Raw genomic sequence first — 20,860 nt, 5'->3', positions numbered from 1 at the left:
GCTCCTTTCCCCGCTACAAATGCATTAACTGGCGAAACTCTTTGACCTTGCTGCGGCTGACCGGGACCTGAAATTCCAGATCGCGTAAGCGCAGGATATAGGTGTTGTTGAACCACGGTTCAATTTCGCGGATTTTATTCAGATTGACGCAGTAGGAACGGTGGCAGCGGAAGAAGTGCGCGGTTGGCAGCTTGCCGCAAAACTCCGTAATGTTCATCGGCATTACGAACGATTCCCGGCGGGTATAGACGAAGGTCATTTTTTCGTGCGCCTCCGCGTAGTAAATATCGTGAATGCTGGTGACGATAATCCGCTCATCTTTAATCAGATTGATGGTGTCATTTTCGCGCTGCGGGTTGGCGACGACGCCGGCATGGCTCTCTATCTGCTGCTGTTGCTGCCAGGCGCTGGCCAGCTTTTGCAGCATATTCACGATCCGCGACTCCTGATACGGCTTGAGAATGTAGTCGAACGCCTCCAGTTCAAAGGCTTCCACCGCATGCTCTTTCCAGGCGGTGATAAACACAATAAACGGTTTATGTGCGAACTGACTGATGTTCTGCGCCAGCAGGACGCCGTCGAGCGAGGGGATATTGATGTCGAGAAAAATGGCATCGACCTTGTTGTGCTGCAGAAATTTCAGCACGTCCAGCCCGTCGTCAAAGGTGCCGACAATCTCCATCTGGCTGTGGGTGTTAATCAACCAGGTGAGCTCCTGTTGCGCCAGGAACTCATCTTCAACAATGATGACTTTCATTTTTTCTCCGCTCATGGCAACAGAGACACCGGCGTGGTCTGGGATACGAGCTTGTTTGGCACGTAGAAGGCAATTTCCGTCCCGGGGGTCATGCGGCGGATATGCAGCCCTTCGCCATACAGCAGTTTGACCCGATGATGGACGTTGAGCAGGCCGATTTTATTGCCCGGCATTTCATCGGCTTCCACCCGCGCGACCACCGCAGGATCGATCCCATTGCCGGTATCGCGAACGCTAATCCGTACCCGATTGCCGCACTCATTGATGCCGATGGTCACCACGCCTTTCCCCTTGCAGGGCTGGATGCCGTGGACGATGGCATTTTCCACCAGCGGCTGGATCAGCAGGCTGGGTATCACGCAGCTGACTTCATCATCAATATCGTAGATAACGGTCAGCTTATCGCCGAAGCGCGCCTGCTCGATGGCAATATAATCCTTAATCTGGTACAGCTCCCTTTTGATATCAATCTGCTCGTCATCTTTTAATTCAATGTTATAGCGCAGATAACGCGATAAATTAAAAATGAGCTGACGGGCGGTGTCCGGGTTCATACGAATTGAGGATGAAATCGCATTAAGCGCGTTAAACAGAAAATGGGGGTTGATTTTACTTTGCAAGGCGCGCAGTTCCGCCTTGTTAGCCATTTCCCGCAGCTGTTCCGCCCGCGACACCTCCAGCTGAGTGGAGATGATTTGCGACAGTCCAACCGCCATCTCCTGCAGGGATGAGGTGATGCGGTGGGCGTGACAGTAGTAAATTTTCAGCGTGCCGGTGACGACGCCTTTCTCGCGCAGCGGGATCACCAGCATCGAGTGTATTTCCGGGGTTCTGTAAGCCTCATCATTATTTTTAATGATGATTTTCCCGCTTTCTATCGCCAGGCGGGTGGTGGGGCTGATGCTGTTGTCATGGTCGTGATAGTTGCTTTCGCCAAAGCCGACATAGGCCAGTACCCGGTCGGTGGTGGTAATGGCCACCGCATCGGCGTTGATATCCCGGCGGATGATGTCGCAAACCTGGCGCAGGGATTCACTATTTACGTGGCGGAACAGCGGTAGCGTTTTATTGGCGATATCCAGCGCCAGTTTTGCCTGGCGCGCGGCGCTGGCCTCTTTTTCCCCCTCGACGCTCTGCACCAGCAGGACGATAAATCCGATACAGATGCTGCCAAGGATCATCGGAATACCGATTTTGGAGACAATATCCACGCCCAGCGACCACGAAGGCGCCCACAGGATCACGAGGATCATGGTCAGCGTTTCGCAAACCATACCGGCGAGGATCCCGACTTTCCAGCGCTGGGCTTTCGGGACTTTGCGGTTAATCAACCCGGACAAGAGCCCGGCGACGATGCTGGTGATAAAGCAGGGCACGGCGGTCACGCCGTCGATATCGATAAGATAACGGTGCACGCCGGCAATGACGCCAACGATGGCCCCGACCCACGGGCCAAACAGGATCCCGCCGGACATCACCGCAATAATACGGACGTTGACCAGAGAACCTTCAACCGGTACGCCGGACCAGGTGCTGAACAGGGCAAACATCGAAAAGATGGCGGTGACGGCCAGCAGCTCTTTCGGCGTGTGCGCCGATTTATGCAGGAGTTCGCGGAACAGGCGCAGGCGGATCAGGAAAAAAAGGCAAATCAACATGAGCGCCGCGCGGTCAAAAACCGCCAGCAGCATAGTGAATATTTCGTGCATGGGTGCGCCGTGTCTGTCGCGGGAAAGCGCTATGATAAAAAACCTGGCGGCAGAAGGCCAGCCGAAGCGATAAACAGGGAACAGCCACACTAAAAAAAGGGGATTTTCGGCGCGGTAAGAGCAGCCGCGATGCTCTTCGGCAACATGATAACATCAGGTAAACCAATAGATATTAATATGTTGCATTCAATTTTCGCCGCCGCTAAATCAGGGACCTTTGTTACCGTATTTAATGGAACCGATGCCCGTTTTTTTCGCCAGAGATTATTTTTTTCTTCCCCTCTCGACAGCATCAATTTTTTCGGGTTATTTTCTCAACATGTCGCAAAGGCGACAGCGTCGCTCGGACGGTCCGGGCGCTCACGTTAATCCGAGGAATCTATGACTGAATCCAGTCCTGAACGCCGCTTCACGCGTATCGATCGTCTTCCCCCGTACGTTTTTAACATTACCGCTGAACTGAAAATGGCTGCGCGTCGGCGCGGCGAAGATATTATCGATTTCAGCATGGGTAACCCCGACGGCGCGACCCCGCCGCATATCGTGGAAAAATTATGTACCGTTGCCCAGCGGCCGGATACGCACGGCTACTCCACATCCCGCGGCATTCCTCGTCTGCGCCGCGCGATTTCGCGCTGGTATCAGGATCGCTATAACGTCGACATCGATCCGGAATCGGAAGCGATAGTCACCATCGGCTCGAAAGAGGGGCTGGCGCATCTGATGCTGGCGACGCTGGATCATGGCGACACGGTGCTGGTGCCGAATCCCAGCTACCCGATTCATATTTACGGCGCGGTGATTGCCGGCGCCCAGGTACGTTCGGTACCGCTGGTCGAAGGCGTTGATTTTTTCAACGAGCTGGAGCGTGCGATTCGCGAAAGCTACCCGAAACCCAAAATGATGATCCTCGGTTTCCCTTCCAACCCGACCGCGCAGTGCGTCGAACTGGAATTCTTTGAGAAAGTGGTCGCCCTGGCGAAGCGTTACGATGTGCTGGTGGTCCACGATCTGGCCTATGCCGACATCGTCTATGATGGCTGGAAAGCGCCGTCGATCATGGAAGTCCCCGGCGCGCGCGATGTGGCGGTAGAATTTTTTACGCTGTCCAAGAGCTATAACATGGCCGGCTGGCGTATTGGCTTTATGGTCGGCAATAAAACGCTGGTCAACGCGCTGGCGCGGATTAAAAGCTATCACGATTACGGGACTTTCACACCGTTACAGGTTGCGGCTATCGCTGCGCTGGAAGGCGATCAGCAGTGCGTACGCGATATCGCTGAGCAGTATAAGCGCCGCCGCGATGTGCTGGTTAAAGGGCTACACGAAGCGGGCTGGATGGTGGAGTGTCCGAAAGCGTCCATGTACGTGTGGGCGAAAATTCCTGAACAATATGCGGCGCTGGGCTCGCTGGAGTTTGCGAAAAAGCTGCTGCAGGATGCGAAGGTCTGCGTTTCGCCAGGTATCGGCTTCGGCGATTATGGCGACACCCACGTGCGCTTTGCCTTAATCGAAAACCGCGATCGTATCCGGCAGGCCATTCGCGGGATCAAGTCGATGTTCCGTGCTGACGGACTGCTTCCCCCCTCAGCCAGGTCTGCTGGCGAAAGCCAGGAATAAAAAAAGGGAGCCGCTGGCTCCCTTTTCTTTGACGCTGGTATGGTTTAGATCATCAGGGCAAAAGTACCGGCCCATACGATGACCATAAAAGATACGCCCATAATAAAGTATTTCACGACTCATCACTCCGCGTTCTCGGCGAAACGCCTAAATGAATTTAATCTTCATTATTGTTGACTCTGATCTGTCGCAGTAAAAACCAGAACATTCTGGCGGCTGCGGCAGCTCGAAATTCTGTGCGCTAACTGCTCCAGATGGCGCTAATGTACGCCTAAAAAATGAGGGAAACAAGAGGCGTTTTTTTATTAATTTTTAGTTACTTACGAGTGTCGTGATTCGGCGACACATTAATTTCATTCGGTAATAAAATCCATTCCGGCGACGGCTGCCAGCGCCGAGCAACTGCTGAGAGATAGCTGTTTGATTTTGGGATTTTTTCTCTTGCGAGCGGGCGGGTCTGCGACGCGGAAACGGACTTCCGGCGCCGCCAGGAAACGTTTAATCGACAGTCGGCTGCGCTTTTCGCCATTCCCGCGGATAGTGGGCGGGAACGAAACGCAGGGTCATCCCCATCAGTACGACGACGCAGAGGGCGTGAAACGCCCAGTCCAGCAAATAACCGCCGCTCAGGCTGCGTAGCAGGCCCGACAGCCACGGAGAGGCGCCGGCCACGATAAAGCCAATGCCCTGCATAAAGGCCACCAGTCGGCCTGCCACCGCGGGCTGCGGCGAGTGGTCGAGCGCCAGCACCAGGCAGAGGGGAAATGCGCCGCCTAAACCAATACCGCAGCCCACCGCCCAGAGCAGCGGCGCCTGCAGCGGCAGCCAGAGAAAGCCGCAGAAACCGATGAGCTGCAGCAGTAACGTCAGCATCAGCAGCTGGCGCCGATCGTCATGCCGGGCGAGCATCGGTATCAGCAGCGCGCCTGCCGTCTGGCCGACGGTCATCATTGCCAGCAGGGTACCGCTAAACTGGGCGCTATAGCCCAACTGCATATAATAAGGCGGCAGCCAGGCGATTAAACTGGCGTAGCCGCCGTTAATCAGGCCAAAGTAGAGTCCGAGCGTCCAGGCGCGGCGGCGGCGAAAGAGCGGAAGCGGTATTGCGGCTGCGGCCGGCGGCGTCCTGCCAGACCGTGTGCGGTTGACGAGCCACCAGCCGAAGAGGGCGGCGACCGCGGGCAGTGCCCACCAGGCAAGCGCCTGATGCCAGACGGCGCTGCGCTGCGCCAGCCATGGCGTTAATGCCGCCCCCAGACCGCCGCCACCCATCAGCGCGGCAGACCACAGCCCCATCACCTGAGGCGTCCGCTGATAAAACTGGCGTTTAATGAGTGCCGGGATCGTCGCCTGAATAATACCTATACCGACGCCGCCGAGCAGGGCGCTACTGAGCAGCAGCCCGCTGCGTGGGGCTAATTCGCGCAGCAGGGCGCCTGCGGCAATCAACAACAGGCTCAGCGCGATTCCGCGGCCTGCGCTGATATGGCGGTCAAGCCACGGACTCGCCAGCGCCAGCGCGCCCATGGCGATGACCGGGATCGCGGTGAGCAACGAAACGAGGGTAAAGCCCATCCCGCTGGCCTGCTGTAGCTGGGGAAGCAGCGGGCCGATGGAGGTCAGCAGCGGGCGCATATTGAGGCCAATCAGCACCAGTACGAGGAGCATCAGAGGGTTGCGCGGGGTCGGGCTCATTTCTGCTTATCCACCCAGGGTTGATAAAGCGCAGGCCCGTCGGGCTGCGGGCAGTAGAGTACGGTGAACGGCTGTTTTATCCGCGCAATGGCGTGCTGCAGGTCGTTATCGTGGACGGACATACGGACTCCTGAATATCGATGCGGGTTCGGGGGTGGCAAGGCAGCATTGCCTTTGCATATGCGGATAGGGTACGTAGCTTATTCCATAAGGGAAAAGACTTATTTATGATTAACTCTATTTGTTTTACTTATAGGTAATCCGATGCTGCTACGTCATCTCACCTGTTTTCTGGCCGTTGCCGAACATCGCGGCTTTACCCGGGCCGCGACGGCGCTGCATGTCTCACAGCCGGCATTATCACAACAGATTCGCCAGCTTGAAGAGACCCTGGGCGTTCAGCTTTTTGACCGAAGCGGGCGTACTACCCGCCTGACGGATGCTGGTGAGGTCTGGCTGATCTATGCCCGCCGGGTGCTGCGGGATTTGGCTGAAGGTCGGCGGGCGCTTCATGACGTTGATGACTTACAGCGAGGCACGCTGCGGGTTGCAATGACGCCGACGTTTACCTCCTATTTTATGGGACCGCTGGTGGCTTCCTTCTATCAGCGCTATCCCAACATTACGTTGAGCATGCGCGAAATGACCCAGGACCAGATGGAAGCACTGTTACTCAACGACGAACTGGATCTCGGGATTGCCTTTGACGACAGCGGCTCGCGGGATATCGAGACCTTGCCTTTACTGACCGAAACCCTGGCGCTGGTGGTGGGCCGTCACCATCCGTTAGCGACGCAGCGCCGGATAACGCTGGAGGTTCTCAATCAGACCCCGCTGATCTTATTGAGCGCGGAGTTTGCCACCCGCGATCAAATCGATCGCAACTGTCGGCGGCATGATATTCAGCCGAAGGTACAGATGGAAGCCAACTCCATCAGCGCGATACTGACCGTTATTCAAAGTACGATGCTCTCGACGCTGTTACCGGCCGCTATCGTGCGCGAGCGTGACGATCTGGTGGCGGTGGAGCTTATGCCGTCGCTGCTGGAGAGAACCGCCTGTCTGTTACAGCATAAGGATGCCTGGCAAAGCGTCGCCGCGCGTGAATTTCGCGCAATGGCTTGCCATGTGGCCGCAGGTCTCAATGTTGAGAAGAGTGAATGCCCGTAGCGCTCGTCCACCTGTGCGTGTCGGTACCCTTCCATCCGGATATCCCTTGAGGGGCAAAATGTCGGGGGGATAGGCGGTGAGGTGAATAAGCTGAGAGAGAGAGGACATCTCCGGGTACGGAAACGGTATCTCAAGGCGATGGGGGAAACAGGCGAGGAAGGGTAATGGTGTCCCCTGCAGGAATCGAACCTGCAACTAGCCCTTAGGAGGGGCTCGTTATATCCATTTAACTAAGGGGACGAAGCGGCGGGAGTATAGCGTTTTTTTCCTTGCAGGTTAAGCATCTATAGCTTGACTGCTTAAACTGTCGCCACTTAAGGGTGTTTTTTAGCCTTGCGCTGCGCTTTTTTCTCGGTGCTCATGTCATTACGAATCTGCGCGTGGCTGAGCAGCGCAAAAATAAAGGTTCCGCCGCAGATGTTGCCGGCCAGGGTGGGCAGCGCAAAGGGCCAGATGAAATCCTGCCACGGTAGCGCACCGTTGAACACCAGGTAAAAAATCTCGACGCTGCCGACCACAATGTGGGTGGTATCGGCAAGGGCGATCAGCCAGGTCATCATTATGATCACCACGATTTTTGCCGCGCCCGCGGCGGGAAACATCCAGACCATGGTCGCCACCAGCCAGCCGGAGATAATCGCGTTAGCGAACATTTCGGTCGGCGTATTCGCCATCACCTTTAAACTGATCTCCTGAAAAGCGCCGCGGGTGGCGTCGTCAAAAATGGGCATAATAGTAAAGGCCCACGCCGCAATGGCGGTGCCGATCAGGTTACCCGACAGAACAAGGCCCCACAGCCGTAATAAGAGGCCAATATTGCCGGGCGTCGGCTTATGCATGATCGGCAACACCGCCGTCACGGTATTCTCGGTAAACAGCTGCTGGCGGGCCATGATGACGATAACAAACCCGAAGGTATACCCCAGATTTTCCAGCAAAAAACCGCCGGGAAGTTCGCTCAGATGGACATGAAAAATCCCTTTGGCCACCAGCGAAGCCCCCATCGACAGGCCAGCAGCCACCGCAGACCACAGCAGGGCGAGGGCATCGCGTTCCAGCTCCTTCTCTCCCTCCTGGCGGATCTCTTCATGGGTCGCCATCGCACGTGAGGGCAGACGCTCCTCGTTGACTTCGATCTGTTCGCCGTCCTGCTTTTCTTCGCTTTCGACTTCCATCTCATCGTGATGCGGGCGGTCGTGAGGTTTTGGATCTGAGGTCATGCCGTTTCCCCTGTGCAATTTTTCCTTCTCATAAGCGTAGAGAGATTTCCCCCGTCTGGCCCGGGATAACCTGCTAAATTTTTCACAATGGCAAGATTAGCAATACGGATATTGCAAAATATGTATAGAATCAGGACGCAATACTTATACCAAAGAGGGCTATGCTGAAAGCAGGCACCAGAGTGCACCTGCTTCGGGCGATATCTTCATGGAGGCTGTAGTCCCCGGATGACCCACAGCGATAGCCAAAATTAACAGGGAGACACACCTATGAATTATCGCCTGTCGGCGCTTGCGCTCGGCGCCACACTGCTGGTGGGATGTGCCAGTTCCAGCCCTGACGATTCGCCGCAGGGGCGTTCAGACCCGCTTGAAGGGTTTAACCGTACGATGTTCAACTTCAACTTTAACGTGGTGGATCCGTACGTTCTGCGTCCGGTAGCCGTGGCATGGCGTGACTATGTCCCGCAGCCGGCGCGTAACGGGCTGAGTAACTTTACCAGCAACCTTGAAGAACCGGCGGTGATGGCAAACTACTTCCTGCAGGGCGATCCCTATAAAGGTATGATCCACTTTACCCGCTTCTTCCTCAATACCATCCTCGGGATGGGCGGCCTGATTGACGTCGCCGGGATGGCGAATCCGCAGCTGCAGCGCGTCGAACCGCATCGCTTTGGTAGCACTCTGGGCCACTATGGCGTTGGCTATGGCCCGTATGTGCAGCTGCCGTTCTACGGTAGCTTTACGCTGCGTGATGAAGGCGGTGATATGGCCGATGGGCTGTATCCGGTGCTCTCCTGGCTGACCTGGCCGATGTCGATCGGTAAATGGGCGGTTGAAGGGGTGGAGACCCGCGCCCAGCTGCTGGATTCCGATGGCCTGCTGCGCCAGTCCTCAGATCCGTATATCCTGGTGCGTGAAGCCTACTTCCAGCGCCATGACTTTATCGCCAATGGCGGTAAGCTTACGCCGGCAGATAACCCGAACGCTCAGGCGATTCAGGGCGATCTGCAAGATATCGACTCGCAGTAATCGGTTGATATAAATAAAAAGGGTGAACGTGATGTTCACCCTTTTTTGTGCCGGTAGCTTATCAGAAGCGGTAGTTGAAGTTCGCGCCGTACAGCCAGGCTTTGCCTTCGGAACGGAAGGTGTAAGGACCTTCTTTGATTTCTACGTGCTGGCCATGCATGTAGGATACGCCAACGTCTACGGATGCATCTTTATTGAAGGCGTAGGTGGTACCCGCGCTCAGCCACAGGCGGTCCTGATCCGGGATGGAAATGGATCGGGTGCCTGCAGGTACCGGGCTATCATCGAAGGCGATACCGGTACGGAAGGTCCAGTTATCGTCATAGTAATAGGTGGTACCCAGCGCGATGCGGTAGGCGTCCTTAAAGCTCTCGTCTTTATAGAACAGGGTTTGGCCGTTGCTGCCGGTCGCTTTCAGCTCCTGGAACTGGCTCCAGCTGGTATAAGCAAGGCTATAGTGCACGGCCCATTGTGGCGCGACGCGGTTGTAACCTGAAAACTCCCACATTTCTGGCAGGTTCAGCGTCAGAGAGCCGTTGGTAGTCTGGCCGTTGGTCCCCGCCGGCAGGCCGAAATTACCGAGGATTTGGTTATAGGCTGACGGCAGGCTGCTCTTGTAGTTGCCATCAAAGTCGATTTTCACTTCTGAACGATAGGTGAAGCCATAGCGGTTGTTCTGGTCGACTTCATACAGAATACCGGCGTTCCAGCCGAAGCCCCAGGCGTTACCGTTCAGGTGTGCAATCTGCGTATCCGCCGGGATTTGCGATACCGGACCCGCCAGCTGCGGCGGCAGGGCGCCAGAACCGGCAACGATTTGCCCCAGGTCACCCGCGTAGCGTTCGATCTTCGCTTTCGCATAGACCGCATCGAACCCTAAGCCAAAGCTCCAGTGGTTGTTCAGACGATAGGCACCGCTCAGGTTGAAGTTCGCGGTGGTTAAATCGGTTTTTCCGCCCATGCTGCCAGCGGCATAATCGTCGTTATACTCGGTGGCCAGCCCGTAGTTAGAGGTAATGGACGCCCCCCAACCAAACCGATCGTTAATCGGCGACACAAAGTGGAAGTTAGGGACCCACGCGGTCGGCGCAATATTATCGGAGTTCAGGCTTTTGCCCGTTGGCGAGCGGCCGGAAATATTGACGTCAGGATCGACAAACACGGCGCCCATAGACATCGTCGGGCGATCGAACATCATAATCAATGCCGGGTTACGGCTGGCGTTGCCCGCATCGTCAGCAATTGCGCCTTCACCGGAATAGGCGCGGCCCAGACCTGATGAAGAGAATTCATTTAACTGAAAGCCTGCTGACCAGGCCTGGGTGGAAACAAGTGCTACAGCCACTGCGAGGGCAGATTGGGTAAAGCGGGTTTTCTGGCTCATGCCCATAACCTCATTGAGTTATTTTTATTTAAACTATGTTACATGCCGTAACAGAAGCGCGAAGTGTAGGGTCTGCTTTACGACATAGAAATCAGACCAGTGCGCTGAGTATAGGTCTGACCAGATGAGATGTTGCAAGTTTGTTTATGAGATTTTTCATTTGTGATACGAAAAAAGCGATCCAGCTGGCAAAATTGCGATCGTCAGGGGGGACAAAACCGGGCGTTTTTTGTTTTGGATCATTTTTAAGTGTGATTTCGGTCACTTAGACGGCGTGTGGCGATTAACAACTGGAGGCGGGCAGGCGTCGGGCGTAAAATAACCCCATTATTTGTCTGGCACCTTGCGTGCATATACAGAGGAAATCTACGATGAGTAAAGTTAGTGCAGATGAAACCCCGGTTTGCTGCTGTATGGACGTTGGCACCATTATGGACAACACCGATTGCACCGCCTCTTACAGCCGCGTTTTCGCCAACCGCGCCGAAGCGGAACAAACCCTTGCCGCGTTGTCGGAAAGAGCCCGTGGCGTGGAATCTGAACCGTGTAAAATTACCCCGACCTTTACCGACGTTGAGGGCGGCGTACAGATGGATATCGACTTTGTCTTCTGCTGCGAAGCAGAAACGCTGATTTTCCAGCTCGGCTTACGCTAATTCCTCCCCGACGCCCCTCCCCGCAGGGGCGTTATCTTCTCTTTTCAATGTGTTTTGGCTCCCACTTTTTTCCTTCGCCGATTGGCTTAATGTAATAAATTAGTTAAAACTGTTATCAGGTCAGACCACTTGGGTTTATCGGTTAACAGGGGAAAGTTATGAGTCAGGCATTACCGCTTGTCACCCGTCAGGGCGATCGCATTGCCATTGTCAGCGGTTTACGTACCCCGTTTGCCCGTCAGGCAACGGTATTTCACGGCGTTCCCGCCATCGATCTGGGAAAAATGGTCATCAGCGAAATGCTGGCTCGTAGCGATATCCCCCCGGAAATGATTGAACAGCTGGTCTTTGGCCAGGTGGTGCAGATGCCGGAAGCGCCGAATATCGCTCGCGAAATCGTCCTGGGCACCGGGATGAGCGTCCATACCGATGCCTACAGCGTCAGCCGCGCCTGCGCCACCAGTTTCCAGGCGGTGGCTAACGTTGCCGAAAGCCTGATGGCCGGGACCATCCGCGCGGGTATTGCCGGCGGAGCTGACTCTTCCTCCGTACTGCCTATCGGCGTGAGTAAAAAGCTGGCCCGCACCCTGGTGGATGCCAATAAGGCGCGAACCCTCGGCCAGCGGCTGAAGCTGTTTTCTCGCCTGCGTTTTCGCGATCTTTTACCCGTACCGCCTGCGGTAGCGGAGTATTCCACCGGGTTGCGCATGGGCGATACCGCAGAACAGATGGCGAAAAGCTGGGGGATCACCCGCGAGCAGCAGGATGCGCTGGCGCTCCGTTCGCACCAGCTGGCGGCCAAAGCCTGGGAAGAGGGCAAGCTGGCGGCAGAGGTGATGACCGCCTACGCCCCGCCGTTTCGTGAGCCGCTGGAAAGCGACAACAATATTCGTAAGAATTCAACGCTCGCAGATTACCAAAAGTTACGCCCGGCCTTCGACCGTAAGCACGGGACGGTCACCGCGGCCAACAGTACGCCGTTAACCGACGGCGCGGCGGCGGTCATCATGATGACTGAGTCCCGCGCGAAAGAGCTGGGGTTAACCCCGCTAGGCTATCTGCGCAGCTATGCGTTTACCGCCATTGATGTTCGCCAGGACATGCTGCTGGGCCCCGCGTGGTCGACGCCGATGGCGCTGGAAAGGGCGGGGCTAACGCTGGCGGACTTAACCCTTATCGACATGCATGAGGCGTTTGCCGCGCAAACGCTGGCCAATCTGCAGTGTCTGGCCAGCGACCGCTTTGCGCGCGAAGTGCTTGGCCGCGCGCAGGCGACCGGAGAAGTGGATGACAGTAAATTCAACGTCCTCGGCGGGTCAATTGCCTATGGTCACCCGTTTGCCGCCACCGGCGCGAGGATGATCACCCAAACGCTACATGAACTGCGGCGCAGAGGCGGCGGGTTTGGTCTGGTCACCGCCTGCGCGGCGGGTGGGTTAGGCGCGGCGATGATTCTGGAGGTCGAATAATGGCAACGGCATCGGCATTTACCCTTGATATTCGCCCGGACAACGTCGCGGTCATCACCCTTGATACGCCAGGCGAAAAAATGAATACCCTGAAAGCCGAATTTGGCAGCCAGATACGGGCGATCGTGCGCCAGATTCGTGACAATAAATCCTTACGCGGCGTGGTGCTGATATCCGCTAAGCCGGATAATTTTATCGCCGGCGCGGATATCAACATGATTGCCCGCTGTACCAGCGCCCAGGAAGCTGAAGCCCTGGCCCGTCAGGGGCAACAGATTATGGCGGAGATCCATGGGCTAACGATCCCGGTGATTGCCGCCATCCACGGCGCTTGTCTGGGCGGCGGCCTGGAACTGGCGCTGGCCTGTCATGGACGGGTATGCAGCGATGATGATAAAACGCGGCTGGGTCTGCCGGAGGTACAGCTGGGCCTGCTGCCGGGCTCCGGCGGAACCCAGCGGCTCCCGCGGCTGATTGGCGTCAGCAGCGCGCTGGACATGATTCTGACCGGCAAGCAGCTTCGTGCGCGCCAGGCATTAAAAGCGGGGCTGGTGGATGATGTGGTCCCCCGTTCCATTCTGCTGCAGACGGCGGTGGAGATGGCGCTGAAGGGGCGTCCGACGAGCCGCAATATGCCCGTACGCGAGCGGGTGCTGGCCGGGCCGCTGGGCCGCAGTCTGTTGTTCAGGCTGGTGGGGAAAAAGACGCGGCAGAAAACCCACGGCAACTATCCCGCCGCCGAACGGATCCTGCAGGTCATTGAAAACGGGCTGGCGCACGGCTGCAGCAGCGGCTACGCCGAGGAGGCGCGCGCCTTTGGCGAACTGGCGATGACGCCGCAGTCTCAGGCGCTACGCGCCATCTTCTTCGCCAGTACCGATCTGAAAAAAGATCGCGGCGCCGATGCGCAATCCGGGCCGCTGCACAGCGTAGGTATCCTGGGGGGCGGCCTGATGGGCGGCGGAATCGCTTACGTGACCGCCTGTAAAGGCGGGCTGCCGGTGCGTATCAAAGATATTCAGGCGCGTGGCATCAACCACGCGCTGAAATACAGCTGGGAGCTGCTGGACAAGCAGGTTCGTCGTCGCCATCTGCGCGCCAGCGAGCGGGACCGCCAGCTGGCGCTGATTTCCGGCGGCACCGATTATCAAGGTTTTGCCCATCGTGATGTGGTGATCGAGGCTGTATTTGAGGATTTAGCGCTCAAACAGCGGATGGTCGCCGAAATTGAACAGCACTGTAGCCCGCAGACGATCTTTGCCTCCAATACCTCATCGTTGCCGATCGGCGAGATCGCGGCGCAGGCCGACAGGCCCGAACGGGTCATTGGCCTGCATTTCTTCAGTCCGGTGGAGAAAATGCCGCTGGTAGAGGTAATTCCGCACCTGCACACCGCCCCGCAAACGATCGCGACGGTGGTAAAGCTGGCCAAAATGCAGGGCAAAACGCCAATCGTGGTAGCCGACAAAGCGGGCTTTTACGTGAACCGTATTCTCGCGCCCTACATCAATGAGGCGATGCGCTTACTGGTGGAAGGCGAGCCGATTGAACACATCGATAACTCATTGGTGAAATTTGGTTTTCCGGTGGGGCCTATCCAATTGCTGGATGAGGTCGGTATTGATACCGGAACCAAAATTATCCCGGTGCTGGAGGCGGCGTGGGGAGAACGTTTTAGCCCACCGGCAAATATCATTAATGCGATCTTGAATGACGATCGCAAAGGCAGAAAAAATAGCCGCGGTTTCTATCTTTATGAGACAAAAGGGCGTACAAGCAAAAAACGACCTGATGCGACCGTGTATGCGCTGCTGGGCGTTTCTGCCCCGCAGGCGCGCTTATCCGCTCAGCAGATCGCCGAGCGTTGCGTGATGATGATGCTTAACGAAGCGGCGCGTTGCTTTGATGAGCAGGTGATTCGCAGCGCCCGCGATGGCGACATCGGCGCGGTGTTCGGCATTGGCTTTCCGCCGTTTCTTGGCGGCCCGTTCCGCTATATGGATAAGCTGGGGGCGGGTGAAGTGGTTGCTATTTTGCAACGTCTGGCCGCTCAGTACGGCCCACGGTTTACCCCATGTGAAAATTTATTGCGCATGGCCGGGCAGGGGGCAACCTTTTGGCCCACCGATGAACGGATGACCTAAGTTCTGGTCAAAGAAGATAAATCCGGCGATGAATGACGCTGCTGGTTGGCTGTTTTGTAAACAATCATTGACTATACTTACGCCATTGAGGTAAAAAACAGCGTTTCATTCGTTGGATGGATCAGGCACAATGCCCGGCCACCGGGTCGAATGCGTGCTATCTATGCAGGTAAGACTGCGGTGCTTCTGGTTAACAAAAGCGGTGCAATATGCAAGTTTTTATCATGCGTCACGGCGACGCTGCCCTCGATGCAGCCAGTGACTCGGTTCGTCCATTAACCGTATGCGGTTGTGACGAGTCCCGTCAGATGGCAACCTGGCTGAAAGGTCAAAAAGTGGATATTGAACGGGTTCTGGTGAGTCCTTACCTGCGTGCTGAACAGACGCTGGATGTGGTAAGAGAATGCATGAACCTGCCAAAAGATGTCGACGTGATGCCGGAGCTCACGCCGTGCGGCGATGTTGGTCTGGTCAGCGCCTATCTGCAGGCGCTGGCAAATGAAGGTATTGCGACGGCGCTGGTTGTTTCGCACCTGCCGCTGGTGGGGTACCTTGTCTCAGAGCTGTGCCCGGGAGAAACTCCCCCGATGTTTACCACTTCGGCGATTGCCTGTGTCACCCTCGATGCCGACGGCAAGGGGACCTTCAACTGGCAGATGAGCCCCTGCAACCTGAAGATGGCAAAAGCGATCTGACGACTCCGGGGCTGACGTATTACGGAAGCTCCGGCGGTTGCCACTCCTCAATCTCAATCAGCACCAGCAGTGCGGCGTCTCCGCCGTACTCTTTTGGCGCCTGATGAAATGCCATAATATGCGGGTGTTGCGCCAGCCAAAGCGGCGTTTGCTGCTTGAGAATGTGTTTCCCATGCCCGTGCATCACGCAGGCGCAGAACACATGTTCGCGACGGCAGGCGGCGATCAGCGCCCCCAGCTCCTGCTTCGCCTGCTGCTGGGTTAACCCGTGCAGATCGAGAAACAGCTCCGGGGAATAATCGCCACGACGCAGTTTCTTCAGTTCGAAATGGCTGACGTCCGAACGCACATACTTTACCGACCCCTCCATATTCAGCAGCGGCTGAAACTCATCGGAAAAATAGTGGCTATTATCAGCTTGCTCCTGAAGCAAGCGCTTTGGCGCTACCTCGGTGATTTTCTTACGCAGCGGACGGTGAACGATGGTGTCTTGCTTAATCTGACGCGTGCCGGTCATTAATTGCCGGAACAGCGCCTGATCTTCCTCGCTTAGCGATGTTTTCTTTTTCATTGCCCACTCTCATTAATTCTTTTCGCTAGTTTACCCGACCCGGACTGCATTCGGGCAAGCAAAACGTATTTTTCCCCGCTGCCCTGACGTAAGAATGCTGATTTATCGCCGTCTTCGTGGCAAACTAGCCGCCGAATTTACAGTAGAGCGTGTCCTGGAGGATGGCGTGGATAAAATTTTTGTTGATGAAGCAGTCAATGAGCTGCATACCATTCAGGACATGCTGCGCTGGGCGGTAAGCCGCTTCAGCGCGGCGAATATCTGGTACGGCCATGGCACCGACAACCCGTGGGATGAGGCGCTACAACTGGTGCTGCCATCGCTGTATCTGCCGCTGGATATTCCGGAAGATATGCACTCCGCACGGCTGACCTCCAGTGAAAAACACCGCATTGTTGAGCGCGTGATTCGCCGCATCAACGAACGTATTCCGGTTGCCTATCTGACCAATAAAGCCTGGTTCTGCGGCCATGAGTTCTACGTTGATGAACGCGTGCTGGTGCCGCGTTCGCCGATTGGCGAGCTGATCAATAATCGCTTCGCCGGCCTGATTGATCATCAGCCCCGGCACATCCTGGATATGTGCACCGGCAGCGGCTGTATCGCCATCGCCTGCGCCTGGTCTTTCCCGGAGGCGGAAGTAGACGCGGTGGATATCTCCATTGACGCGCTGGCCGTGGCGGAACACAACGTCGAAGCGCACGGTCTGATTCATCAGGTGACGCCGATTCGTTCCGATCTGTTCCGTGACCTGCCAAAGGTACAGTATGACCTGATCGTCACCAATCCGCCGTACGTCGACGAGGAAGACATGTCCGATCTGCCGGGCGAATATCGCCACGAGCCGGTCCTGGGTCTGGCCTCCGGCAGCGACGGTCTGAAACTGACCCGCCGGATCCTGGCCTGTGCGCCGGATTATCTCAGCGATGAGGGGATTCTGATTTGTGAAGTCGGTAACAGCATGGTACATCTGATTGAGCAGTATCCGGACGTGCCGTTCACCTGGCTTGAGTTTGATAACGGTGGGGATGGCGTCTTTATGCTGACCAAACCGCAGCTGATCGCCGCCCGCGCGCATTTCGGCATTTATAAAGATTAAAAACAACACGTAAACATGACGGAGCCCTGATGGCTGGAAACACAATTGGACAACTCTTTCGCGTAACTACGTTCGGCGAGTCGCACGGTCTGGCGCTGGGCTGCATTGTTGACGGCGTGCCGCCGGGCATTCCGCTGACCGAAGCTGACCTGCAACACGATCTGGATCGCCGCCGTCCGGGAACCTCGCGTTACACCACCCAGCGTCGTGAACCGGATCAGGTTAAGATTCTCTCCGGCGTATTCGAAGGGGTAACAACCGGGACCAGCATTGGCCTGCTGATTGAAAATACCGACCAGCGTTCGCAGGACTACGGCGCGATCAAAGACGTTTTCCGTCCAGGACACGCCGATTACACCTATGAGCAGAAATATGGTCTGCGCGACTATCGCGGAGGCGGTCGTTCCTCGGCGCGCGAAACCGCGATGCGCGTTGCGGCAGGCGCCATTGCCAAGAAATTCCTCGCCCAAAAATTCGGTATCGTGATCCGCGGCTGTTTGACCCAGATGGGCGACATCCCGCTGGCGATGAAAGACTGGGATCAGGTCGAACAGAACCCGTTCTTCTGCCCGGATCCGGACAAAATCGAGGCGCTCGATGAACTGATGCGCGGCCTGAAAAAAGAGGGCGACTCGATTGGCGCCAAAGTGACCGTGGTCGCCGATGGCGTACCGCCGGGATTAGGTGAACCGGTCTTTGACCGCCTGGATGCCGACATCGCCCACGCGCTGATGAGCATTAATGCGGTGAAAGGTGTGGAGATTGGCGATGGTTTCGAGGTGGTGAAACTGCGCGGCAGCGAAAACCGCGATGAAATCAGCAAAGCCGGTTTCCAGAGCAACCACGCGGGCGGCATTCTTGGCGGTATCAGCAGCGGTCAGCAGATCGTGGCGAACATCGCCCTGAAGCCGACCTCCAGTATCACCGTTCCCGGCCATACCATTAACCGCCACGGTGAAGAAGTTGAGATGATCACTAAAGGGCGTCACGATCCTTGCGTGGGGATTCGCGCGGTGCCAATCGCCGAAGCCATGCTGGCGATCGTGTTAATGGACCACTTTATGCGTCAACGCGCGCAAAATGGTGACGTGACGACATCTATTCCACGCTGGTAATCGATGAAAAAAACCGTTATCGCTCTGCTGGCGCTGGTCGCCAGCTCTGCCTGCCTCGCGGCGACGCCGTGGCAAAAAATCACCCAGCCGATTAGCGGCAGCGCGCAATCTATTGGCGCGTTTGCCAACGGCTGTATCATCGGCGCGCAGGCGCTGCCGCTGAAGGCGACCGGCTATCAGGTGATGCGCACCGACCAGCGTCGCTACTTCGGTCATCCGGACCTTATCCAGTTTATTCAACGTCTGAGTCAGCAGGTGCACAGCCGGGATATGGGAACGCTGCTGATTGGCGATATGGGGATGCCGGCGGGCGGGCGTTTTAACGGCGGTCACGCCAGCCATCAGAGCGGGCTGGATGTTGATATCTTCCTTCAGCTGCCGCGGACGCGCTGGAGCGCTGCGCAGCTCCTGAAGCCGCAGGCGCTGGATCTGGTTGCCCGTGATGGCAAACGCGTGGTGCCGTCGCTGTGGAGCCCGCAAATCAGCCAGCTGATTAAACTGGCGGCAGAAGATAACGACGTGACGCGTATCTTTGTCAACCCGGCCATCAAGCAGCAGCTCTGCCTGGATGCCGGAAACGATCGCGATTGGCTGCGCAAAGTCAGACCGTGGTTCCAGCACCGGGCGCATATGCACGTTCGCCTGCGTTGTCCGGCGGGCAGCCTGGAGTGCGAAGAGCAGGCGCCGCCGCCGCCGGGCGATGGCTGCGGCGCGGAGCTACAAAGCTGGTTTGAACCACCGAAACCGGGAACCTCCACTCCTGTGAAGAAGACGCCGCCTCCGTTGCCGCCTTCCTGCCAGGCGCTACTGGACGAGCATGTGCTTTAATGGAAAGCTTTATTGATCTGTTTATGGTGTCGCCGACGGTACTGGCGGCGCTGTTTTTCGTGGCCGTTCTGGCGGGCTTTATTGACTCACTGGCGGGCGGCGGCGGTCTGCTGACCGTCCCGGCGCTGATGGCGGCGGGGATGTCTCCGGCGCAGGCGCTGGCGACCAACAAACTACAGGCCTGCGGGGGCTCGCTTTCCGCCTCGATCTATTTTATCCGCCGCAAAGTGGTGAGTCTGGCCGACCAGAAGCTCAACATTTTGATGACCTTTATCGGCTCGACCACCGGTGCGCTGCTGGTGCAGCACGTCCAGTCCGATGTTCTCAGGCAGATTCTCCCCTTGCTGATTATCGGCATCGGCCTCTACTTCCTGCTGATGCCGAAATTAGGCGCAGGAGACCGCCAGCGTCGGCTGTATGGTCTGCCGTTTGCCCTGGTTTCCGGCGGCTGTGTGGGGTTCTATGACGGTTTTTTCGGCCCCGGCGCCGGCTCTTTCTATGCGCTGGCCTTTGTCACCCTCGCCGGGTTCAACCTCGCCAAATCAACCGCTCACGCCAAGGTACTTAACGCGACCTCGAACATCGGCGGGCTGCTGCTGTTTATCATCGGCGGAAAAGTGCTCTGGGCGACCGGCTTCGTGATGCTGGCGGGGCAGTTTATCGGCGCTCGCGCCGGTTCACGACTGGTTCTCAGTAAAGGGCAATCGCTGATCCGCCCGATGATCGTGGTGGTCTCCGCGGTGATGAGCGCCAAACTTCTTTATGATAGCCACGGTGCTGAAATTCTGCAGTGGTTGGGAATTCATTAATGCAACAACAACACCATTATCAACAGCTAATCGCTATTTTTGACGGCTGCTTTGCCGGGGATTTTAATACCCGTCTGATTAAAGGCGATGACGAACCGATCTATCTTCCGGCAGATAGCGACGTGCCGTATAACCGCATTGTTTTCGCCCATGGTTTTTACGCCAGCGGCCTCCATGAGATTTCTCACTGGTGCATTGCGGGTAAAGCGCGGCGTGAGCTGGTCGATTTCGGTTACTGGTATTGCCCGGATGGCCGCGATGCGATGACCCAGGCGCAGTTTGAAGATGTCGAGGTCAAACCGCAGTCATTCGAGTGGCTGTTTTGCGTGGCGGCGGGTTTTCCGTTCAACGTGAGCTGCGACAATCTGGAAGGGGATGTCGAACCTGACCGCATTGCTTTCCAGCGGCGGGTCCATGCCCAGGTGATGACCTGGCTGGAGCAGGGGATCCCTGAACGCCCGGCGCGGTTTATTCGCGCATTACAACAGTATTATCAAACGCCGCCATTGACGGCAGAACTATTCCCGTGGCCGGAAGACCTGCAATAAAGCCACGCCTGACACTAGAAGAGGAAAGACAATGCTCGCGGAGTTTGAATCACGCATTCTGGCGCTGATTGATGAAATGGTAGAACATGCCAGCGATGATGAACTGTTTGCCAGCGGCTATCTGCGTGGCCACCTGACGTTGGCGGTAGCCGAGCTGGAGGGAAGGGACGACCACTCCGCGAAAGCGATCAACGAGCAGGTTGTGCGTAGCCTGGAGAAAGCGATTGGCGCTGGTGAACTGTCACCGCCGGACCAGATCCTGGTGCAGGAAATGTGGGACAAGTTGTATCAGCGGGCAAAACAGTAGTTATCTCTGACCACAGCAAACGTCTGCCCGCC

21 protein-coding genes and 1 tRNA gene are annotated in these 20,860 nt (G+C 56.6%); 13 read left to right on the top strand and 9 right to left on the bottom strand.

Annotated features, from left to right (window positions below; all coding sequences use genetic code 11):
• Window positions 1–13: 13 nt before the first annotated feature.
• Both EDF73_RS03595 and EDF73_RS03590 read right to left on the bottom strand, forming a co-directional pair.
• Window positions 14–757, bottom strand: a complete 744-nt coding sequence (locus EDF73_RS03595) for a LytTR family DNA-binding domain-containing protein (protein ID WP_132725848.1) — start codon at window positions 755–757, stop codon at window positions 14–16.
• 11 nt (window positions 758–768) lie between these two features.
• Window positions 769–2,448: a sensor histidine kinase gene (locus tag EDF73_RS03590; RefSeq protein WP_165905641.1), complete on the bottom strand. Its 1,680-nt coding sequence runs from the start codon at window positions 2,446–2,448 to the stop codon at window positions 769–771.
• Between the two features lie 399 nt (window positions 2,449–2,847).
• Between EDF73_RS03590 and alaC the strand changes: the two genes are divergently transcribed.
• On the top strand, window positions 2,848–4,086 hold the full coding sequence (alaC, locus tag EDF73_RS03585) for an alanine transaminase (protein WP_132725842.1): 1,239 nt from the start codon (window positions 2,848–2,850) through the stop codon (window positions 4,084–4,086).
• A 44-nt stretch (window positions 4,087–4,130) separates the two neighbouring features.
• Here the strand turns inward: alaC and ypdK are convergent, their stop codons facing one another.
• The 3 genes from ypdK to EDF73_RS27915 form a co-directional block, all read right to left on the bottom strand.
• Window positions 4,131–4,202, bottom strand: coding sequence for a membrane protein YpdK (ypdK, locus tag EDF73_RS03580; RefSeq protein WP_099130696.1), 72 nt, complete (start codon window positions 4,200–4,202; stop codon window positions 4,131–4,133).
• A gap of 382 nt (window positions 4,203–4,584) precedes the next feature.
• Window positions 4,585–5,781: a cyanate transporter gene (locus tag EDF73_RS03575; RefSeq protein ID WP_132725839.1), complete on the bottom strand. Its 1,197-nt coding sequence runs from the start codon at window positions 5,779–5,781 to the stop codon at window positions 4,585–4,587.
• The gene (locus tag EDF73_RS27915; protein WP_279387972.1) at window positions 5,778–5,903 is read right to left on the bottom strand and encodes a hypothetical protein; all 126 of its coding nucleotides are present in this window, start codon (window positions 5,901–5,903) and stop codon (window positions 5,778–5,780) included. Before EDF73_RS27915 ends, EDF73_RS03575 begins: the two co-directional genes overlap by 4 nt.
• A gap of 142 nt (window positions 5,904–6,045) precedes the next feature.
• On the opposite strand from EDF73_RS27915, the gene cynR reads away from it, so the two are divergent.
• Window positions 6,046–6,951: a transcriptional regulator CynR gene (gene cynR / locus EDF73_RS03570; RefSeq protein ID WP_132725836.1), complete on the top strand. Its 906-nt coding sequence runs from the start codon at window positions 6,046–6,048 to the stop codon at window positions 6,949–6,951.
• Window positions 6,952–7,116: 165 nt separating this feature from the next.
• On the opposite strand, the gene EDF73_RS03565 is transcribed toward cynR, so the two are convergent.
• Window positions 7,117–7,191: transfer RNA gene (locus EDF73_RS03565), tRNA-Arg, on the bottom strand.
• A gap of 74 nt (window positions 7,192–7,265) precedes the next feature.
• The gene (locus EDF73_RS03560; RefSeq protein WP_132725834.1) at window positions 7,266–8,171 is read right to left on the bottom strand and encodes a formate/nitrite transporter family protein; all 906 of its coding nucleotides are present in this window, start codon (window positions 8,169–8,171) and stop codon (window positions 7,266–7,268) included.
• Between the two features lie 270 nt (window positions 8,172–8,441).
• Between EDF73_RS03560 and mlaA the strand changes: the two genes are divergently transcribed.
• The gene (gene mlaA, locus EDF73_RS03555; RefSeq protein ID WP_132725831.1) at window positions 8,442–9,203 is read left to right on the top strand and encodes a phospholipid-binding lipoprotein MlaA; all 762 of its coding nucleotides are present in this window, start codon (window positions 8,442–8,444) and stop codon (window positions 9,201–9,203) included.
• A gap of 61 nt (window positions 9,204–9,264) precedes the next feature.
• Here mlaA and fadL read toward each other — a convergent pair whose 3' ends face one another.
• The gene (gene fadL / locus EDF73_RS03550) at window positions 9,265–10,587 is read right to left on the bottom strand and encodes a long-chain fatty acid transporter FadL (protein WP_165905630.1); all 1,323 of its coding nucleotides are present in this window, start codon (window positions 10,585–10,587) and stop codon (window positions 9,265–9,267) included.
• Between the two features lie 371 nt (window positions 10,588–10,958).
• On the opposite strand from fadL, the gene EDF73_RS03545 reads away from it, so the two are divergent.
• From EDF73_RS03545 to sixA, 4 genes are all read left to right on the top strand, one after another.
• Entirely contained in the window at window positions 10,959–11,243 is a 285-nt protein-coding gene (locus tag EDF73_RS03545) for a YfcZ/YiiS family protein (RefSeq protein WP_132725825.1), read from the top strand.
• A 158-nt stretch (window positions 11,244–11,401) separates the two neighbouring features.
• Window positions 11,402–12,712, top strand: a complete 1,311-nt coding sequence (gene fadI, locus EDF73_RS03540; protein WP_132725822.1) for an acetyl-CoA C-acyltransferase FadI — start codon at window positions 11,402–11,404, stop codon at window positions 12,710–12,712.
• A complete protein-coding gene (gene fadJ / locus EDF73_RS03535; RefSeq protein WP_132725819.1) occupies window positions 12,712–14,856 on the top strand; it encodes a fatty acid oxidation complex subunit alpha FadJ in 2,145 nt (714 codons plus the stop codon). The genes fadI and fadJ overlap by 1 nt, the downstream gene beginning before the upstream one ends.
• Window positions 14,857–15,065: 209 nt before the next feature.
• Complete coding sequence (gene sixA / locus EDF73_RS03530) at window positions 15,066–15,551, top strand: phosphohistidine phosphatase SixA (protein ID WP_132725817.1); 486 nt, start codon at window positions 15,066–15,068, stop codon at window positions 15,549–15,551.
• Between the two features lie 19 nt (window positions 15,552–15,570).
• Here sixA and smrB read toward each other — a convergent pair whose 3' ends face one another.
• Window positions 15,571–16,122: an endonuclease SmrB gene (gene smrB / locus EDF73_RS03525; protein ID WP_132725814.1), complete on the bottom strand. Its 552-nt coding sequence runs from the start codon at window positions 16,120–16,122 to the stop codon at window positions 15,571–15,573.
• Window positions 16,123–16,288: 166 nt separating this feature from the next.
• Here smrB and prmB point away from each other — a divergent pair, with 166 nt between their 5' ends.
• From prmB to EDF73_RS03495, 6 genes are read left to right on the top strand one after another with little or no spacing between them, the layout of a single operon-like run.
• On the top strand, window positions 16,289–17,221 hold the full coding sequence (gene prmB, locus EDF73_RS03520) for a 50S ribosomal protein L3 N(5)-glutamine methyltransferase (RefSeq protein WP_132725811.1): 933 nt from the start codon (window positions 16,289–16,291) through the stop codon (window positions 17,219–17,221).
• 29 nt (window positions 17,222–17,250) lie between these two features.
• On the top strand, window positions 17,251–18,336 hold the full coding sequence (gene aroC / locus EDF73_RS03515; RefSeq protein WP_132725808.1) for a chorismate synthase: 1,086 nt from the start codon (window positions 17,251–17,253) through the stop codon (window positions 18,334–18,336).
• 3 nt (window positions 18,337–18,339) lie between these two features.
• Window positions 18,340–19,164 (top strand): penicillin-insensitive murein endopeptidase, encoded by an 825-nt coding sequence (mepA, locus tag EDF73_RS03510; RefSeq protein ID WP_132725806.1) that lies wholly within the window; start codon window positions 18,340–18,342, stop codon window positions 19,162–19,164.
• The gene (locus EDF73_RS03505; protein ID WP_132725803.1) at window positions 19,164–19,973 is read left to right on the top strand and encodes a sulfite exporter TauE/SafE family protein; all 810 of its coding nucleotides are present in this window, start codon (window positions 19,164–19,166) and stop codon (window positions 19,971–19,973) included. Before mepA ends, EDF73_RS03505 begins: the two co-directional genes overlap by 1 nt.
• Window positions 19,973–20,521 carry an elongation factor P hydroxylase gene (locus EDF73_RS03500; protein WP_132725800.1) on the top strand — a complete coding sequence of 183 codons (549 nt, stop codon included), beginning with the start codon at window positions 19,973–19,975 and terminating at the stop codon, window positions 20,519–20,521. Before EDF73_RS03505 ends, EDF73_RS03500 begins: the two co-directional genes overlap by 1 nt.
• Before the next feature lie 31 nt (window positions 20,522–20,552).
• The gene (locus EDF73_RS03495; RefSeq protein ID WP_132725797.1) at window positions 20,553–20,828 is read left to right on the top strand and encodes a YfcL family protein; all 276 of its coding nucleotides are present in this window, start codon (window positions 20,553–20,555) and stop codon (window positions 20,826–20,828) included.
• The last annotated feature ends 32 nt before the right edge of the window (window positions 20,829–20,860 follow it).

The organism is Klebsiella sp. BIGb0138 (genome assembly GCF_004342285.1).
Lineage (GTDB): Bacteria > Pseudomonadota > Gammaproteobacteria > Enterobacterales > Enterobacteriaceae > Klebsiella.
This window is presented reverse-complemented; position numbering and strand designations above follow the sequence as displayed.

Excerpts from the sequence above, each read along its gene's own strand:
- EDF73_RS03595 (WP_132725848.1), bottom strand. The coding sequence starts at position 757 with ATGAAAGTCATCATTGTTGAAGATGAGTTCCTGGCGCAACAGGAGCTC.
- EDF73_RS03590 (WP_165905641.1), bottom strand. The coding sequence starts at position 2,448 with ATGCTGCTGGCGGTTTTTGACCGCGCGGCGCTCATGTTGATTTGCCTT.
- alaC (WP_132725842.1), top strand. The coding sequence starts at position 2,848 with ATGACTGAATCCAGTCCTGAACGCCGCTTCACGCGTATCGATCGTCTT.
- EDF73_RS03575 (WP_132725839.1), bottom strand. The coding sequence starts at position 5,781 with ATGAGCCCGACCCCGCGCAACCCTCTGATGCTCCTCGTACTGGTGCTG.
- EDF73_RS27915 (WP_279387972.1), bottom strand. The coding sequence starts at position 5,903 with ATGTCCGTCCACGATAACGACCTGCAGCACGCCATTGCGCGGATAAAA.
- cynR (WP_132725836.1), top strand. The coding sequence starts at position 6,046 with ATGCTGCTACGTCATCTCACCTGTTTTCTGGCCGTTGCCGAACATCGC.
- EDF73_RS03560 (WP_132725834.1), bottom strand. The coding sequence starts at position 8,171 with ATGACCTCAGATCCAAAACCTCACGACCGCCCGCATCACGATGAGATG.
- mlaA (WP_132725831.1), top strand. The coding sequence starts at position 8,442 with ATGAATTATCGCCTGTCGGCGCTTGCGCTCGGCGCCACACTGCTGGTG.
- fadL (WP_165905630.1), bottom strand. The coding sequence starts at position 10,587 with ATGAGCCAGAAAACCCGCTTTACCCAATCTGCCCTCGCAGTGGCTGTA.
- EDF73_RS03545 (WP_132725825.1), top strand. The coding sequence starts at position 10,959 with ATGAGTAAAGTTAGTGCAGATGAAACCCCGGTTTGCTGCTGTATGGAC.
- fadI (WP_132725822.1), top strand. The coding sequence starts at position 11,402 with ATGAGTCAGGCATTACCGCTTGTCACCCGTCAGGGCGATCGCATTGCC.
- fadJ (WP_132725819.1), top strand. The coding sequence starts at position 12,712 with ATGGCAACGGCATCGGCATTTACCCTTGATATTCGCCCGGACAACGTC.
- sixA (WP_132725817.1), top strand. The coding sequence starts at position 15,066 with ATGCAAGTTTTTATCATGCGTCACGGCGACGCTGCCCTCGATGCAGCC.
- smrB (WP_132725814.1), bottom strand. The coding sequence starts at position 16,122 with ATGAAAAAGAAAACATCGCTAAGCGAGGAAGATCAGGCGCTGTTCCGG.
- aroC (WP_132725808.1), top strand. The coding sequence starts at position 17,251 with ATGGCTGGAAACACAATTGGACAACTCTTTCGCGTAACTACGTTCGGC.
- mepA (WP_132725806.1), top strand. The coding sequence starts at position 18,340 with ATGAAAAAAACCGTTATCGCTCTGCTGGCGCTGGTCGCCAGCTCTGCC.
- EDF73_RS03505 (WP_132725803.1), top strand. The coding sequence starts at position 19,164 with ATGGAAAGCTTTATTGATCTGTTTATGGTGTCGCCGACGGTACTGGCG.
- EDF73_RS03500 (WP_132725800.1), top strand. The coding sequence starts at position 19,973 with ATGCAACAACAACACCATTATCAACAGCTAATCGCTATTTTTGACGGC.
- EDF73_RS03495 (WP_132725797.1), top strand. The coding sequence starts at position 20,553 with ATGCTCGCGGAGTTTGAATCACGCATTCTGGCGCTGATTGATGAAATG.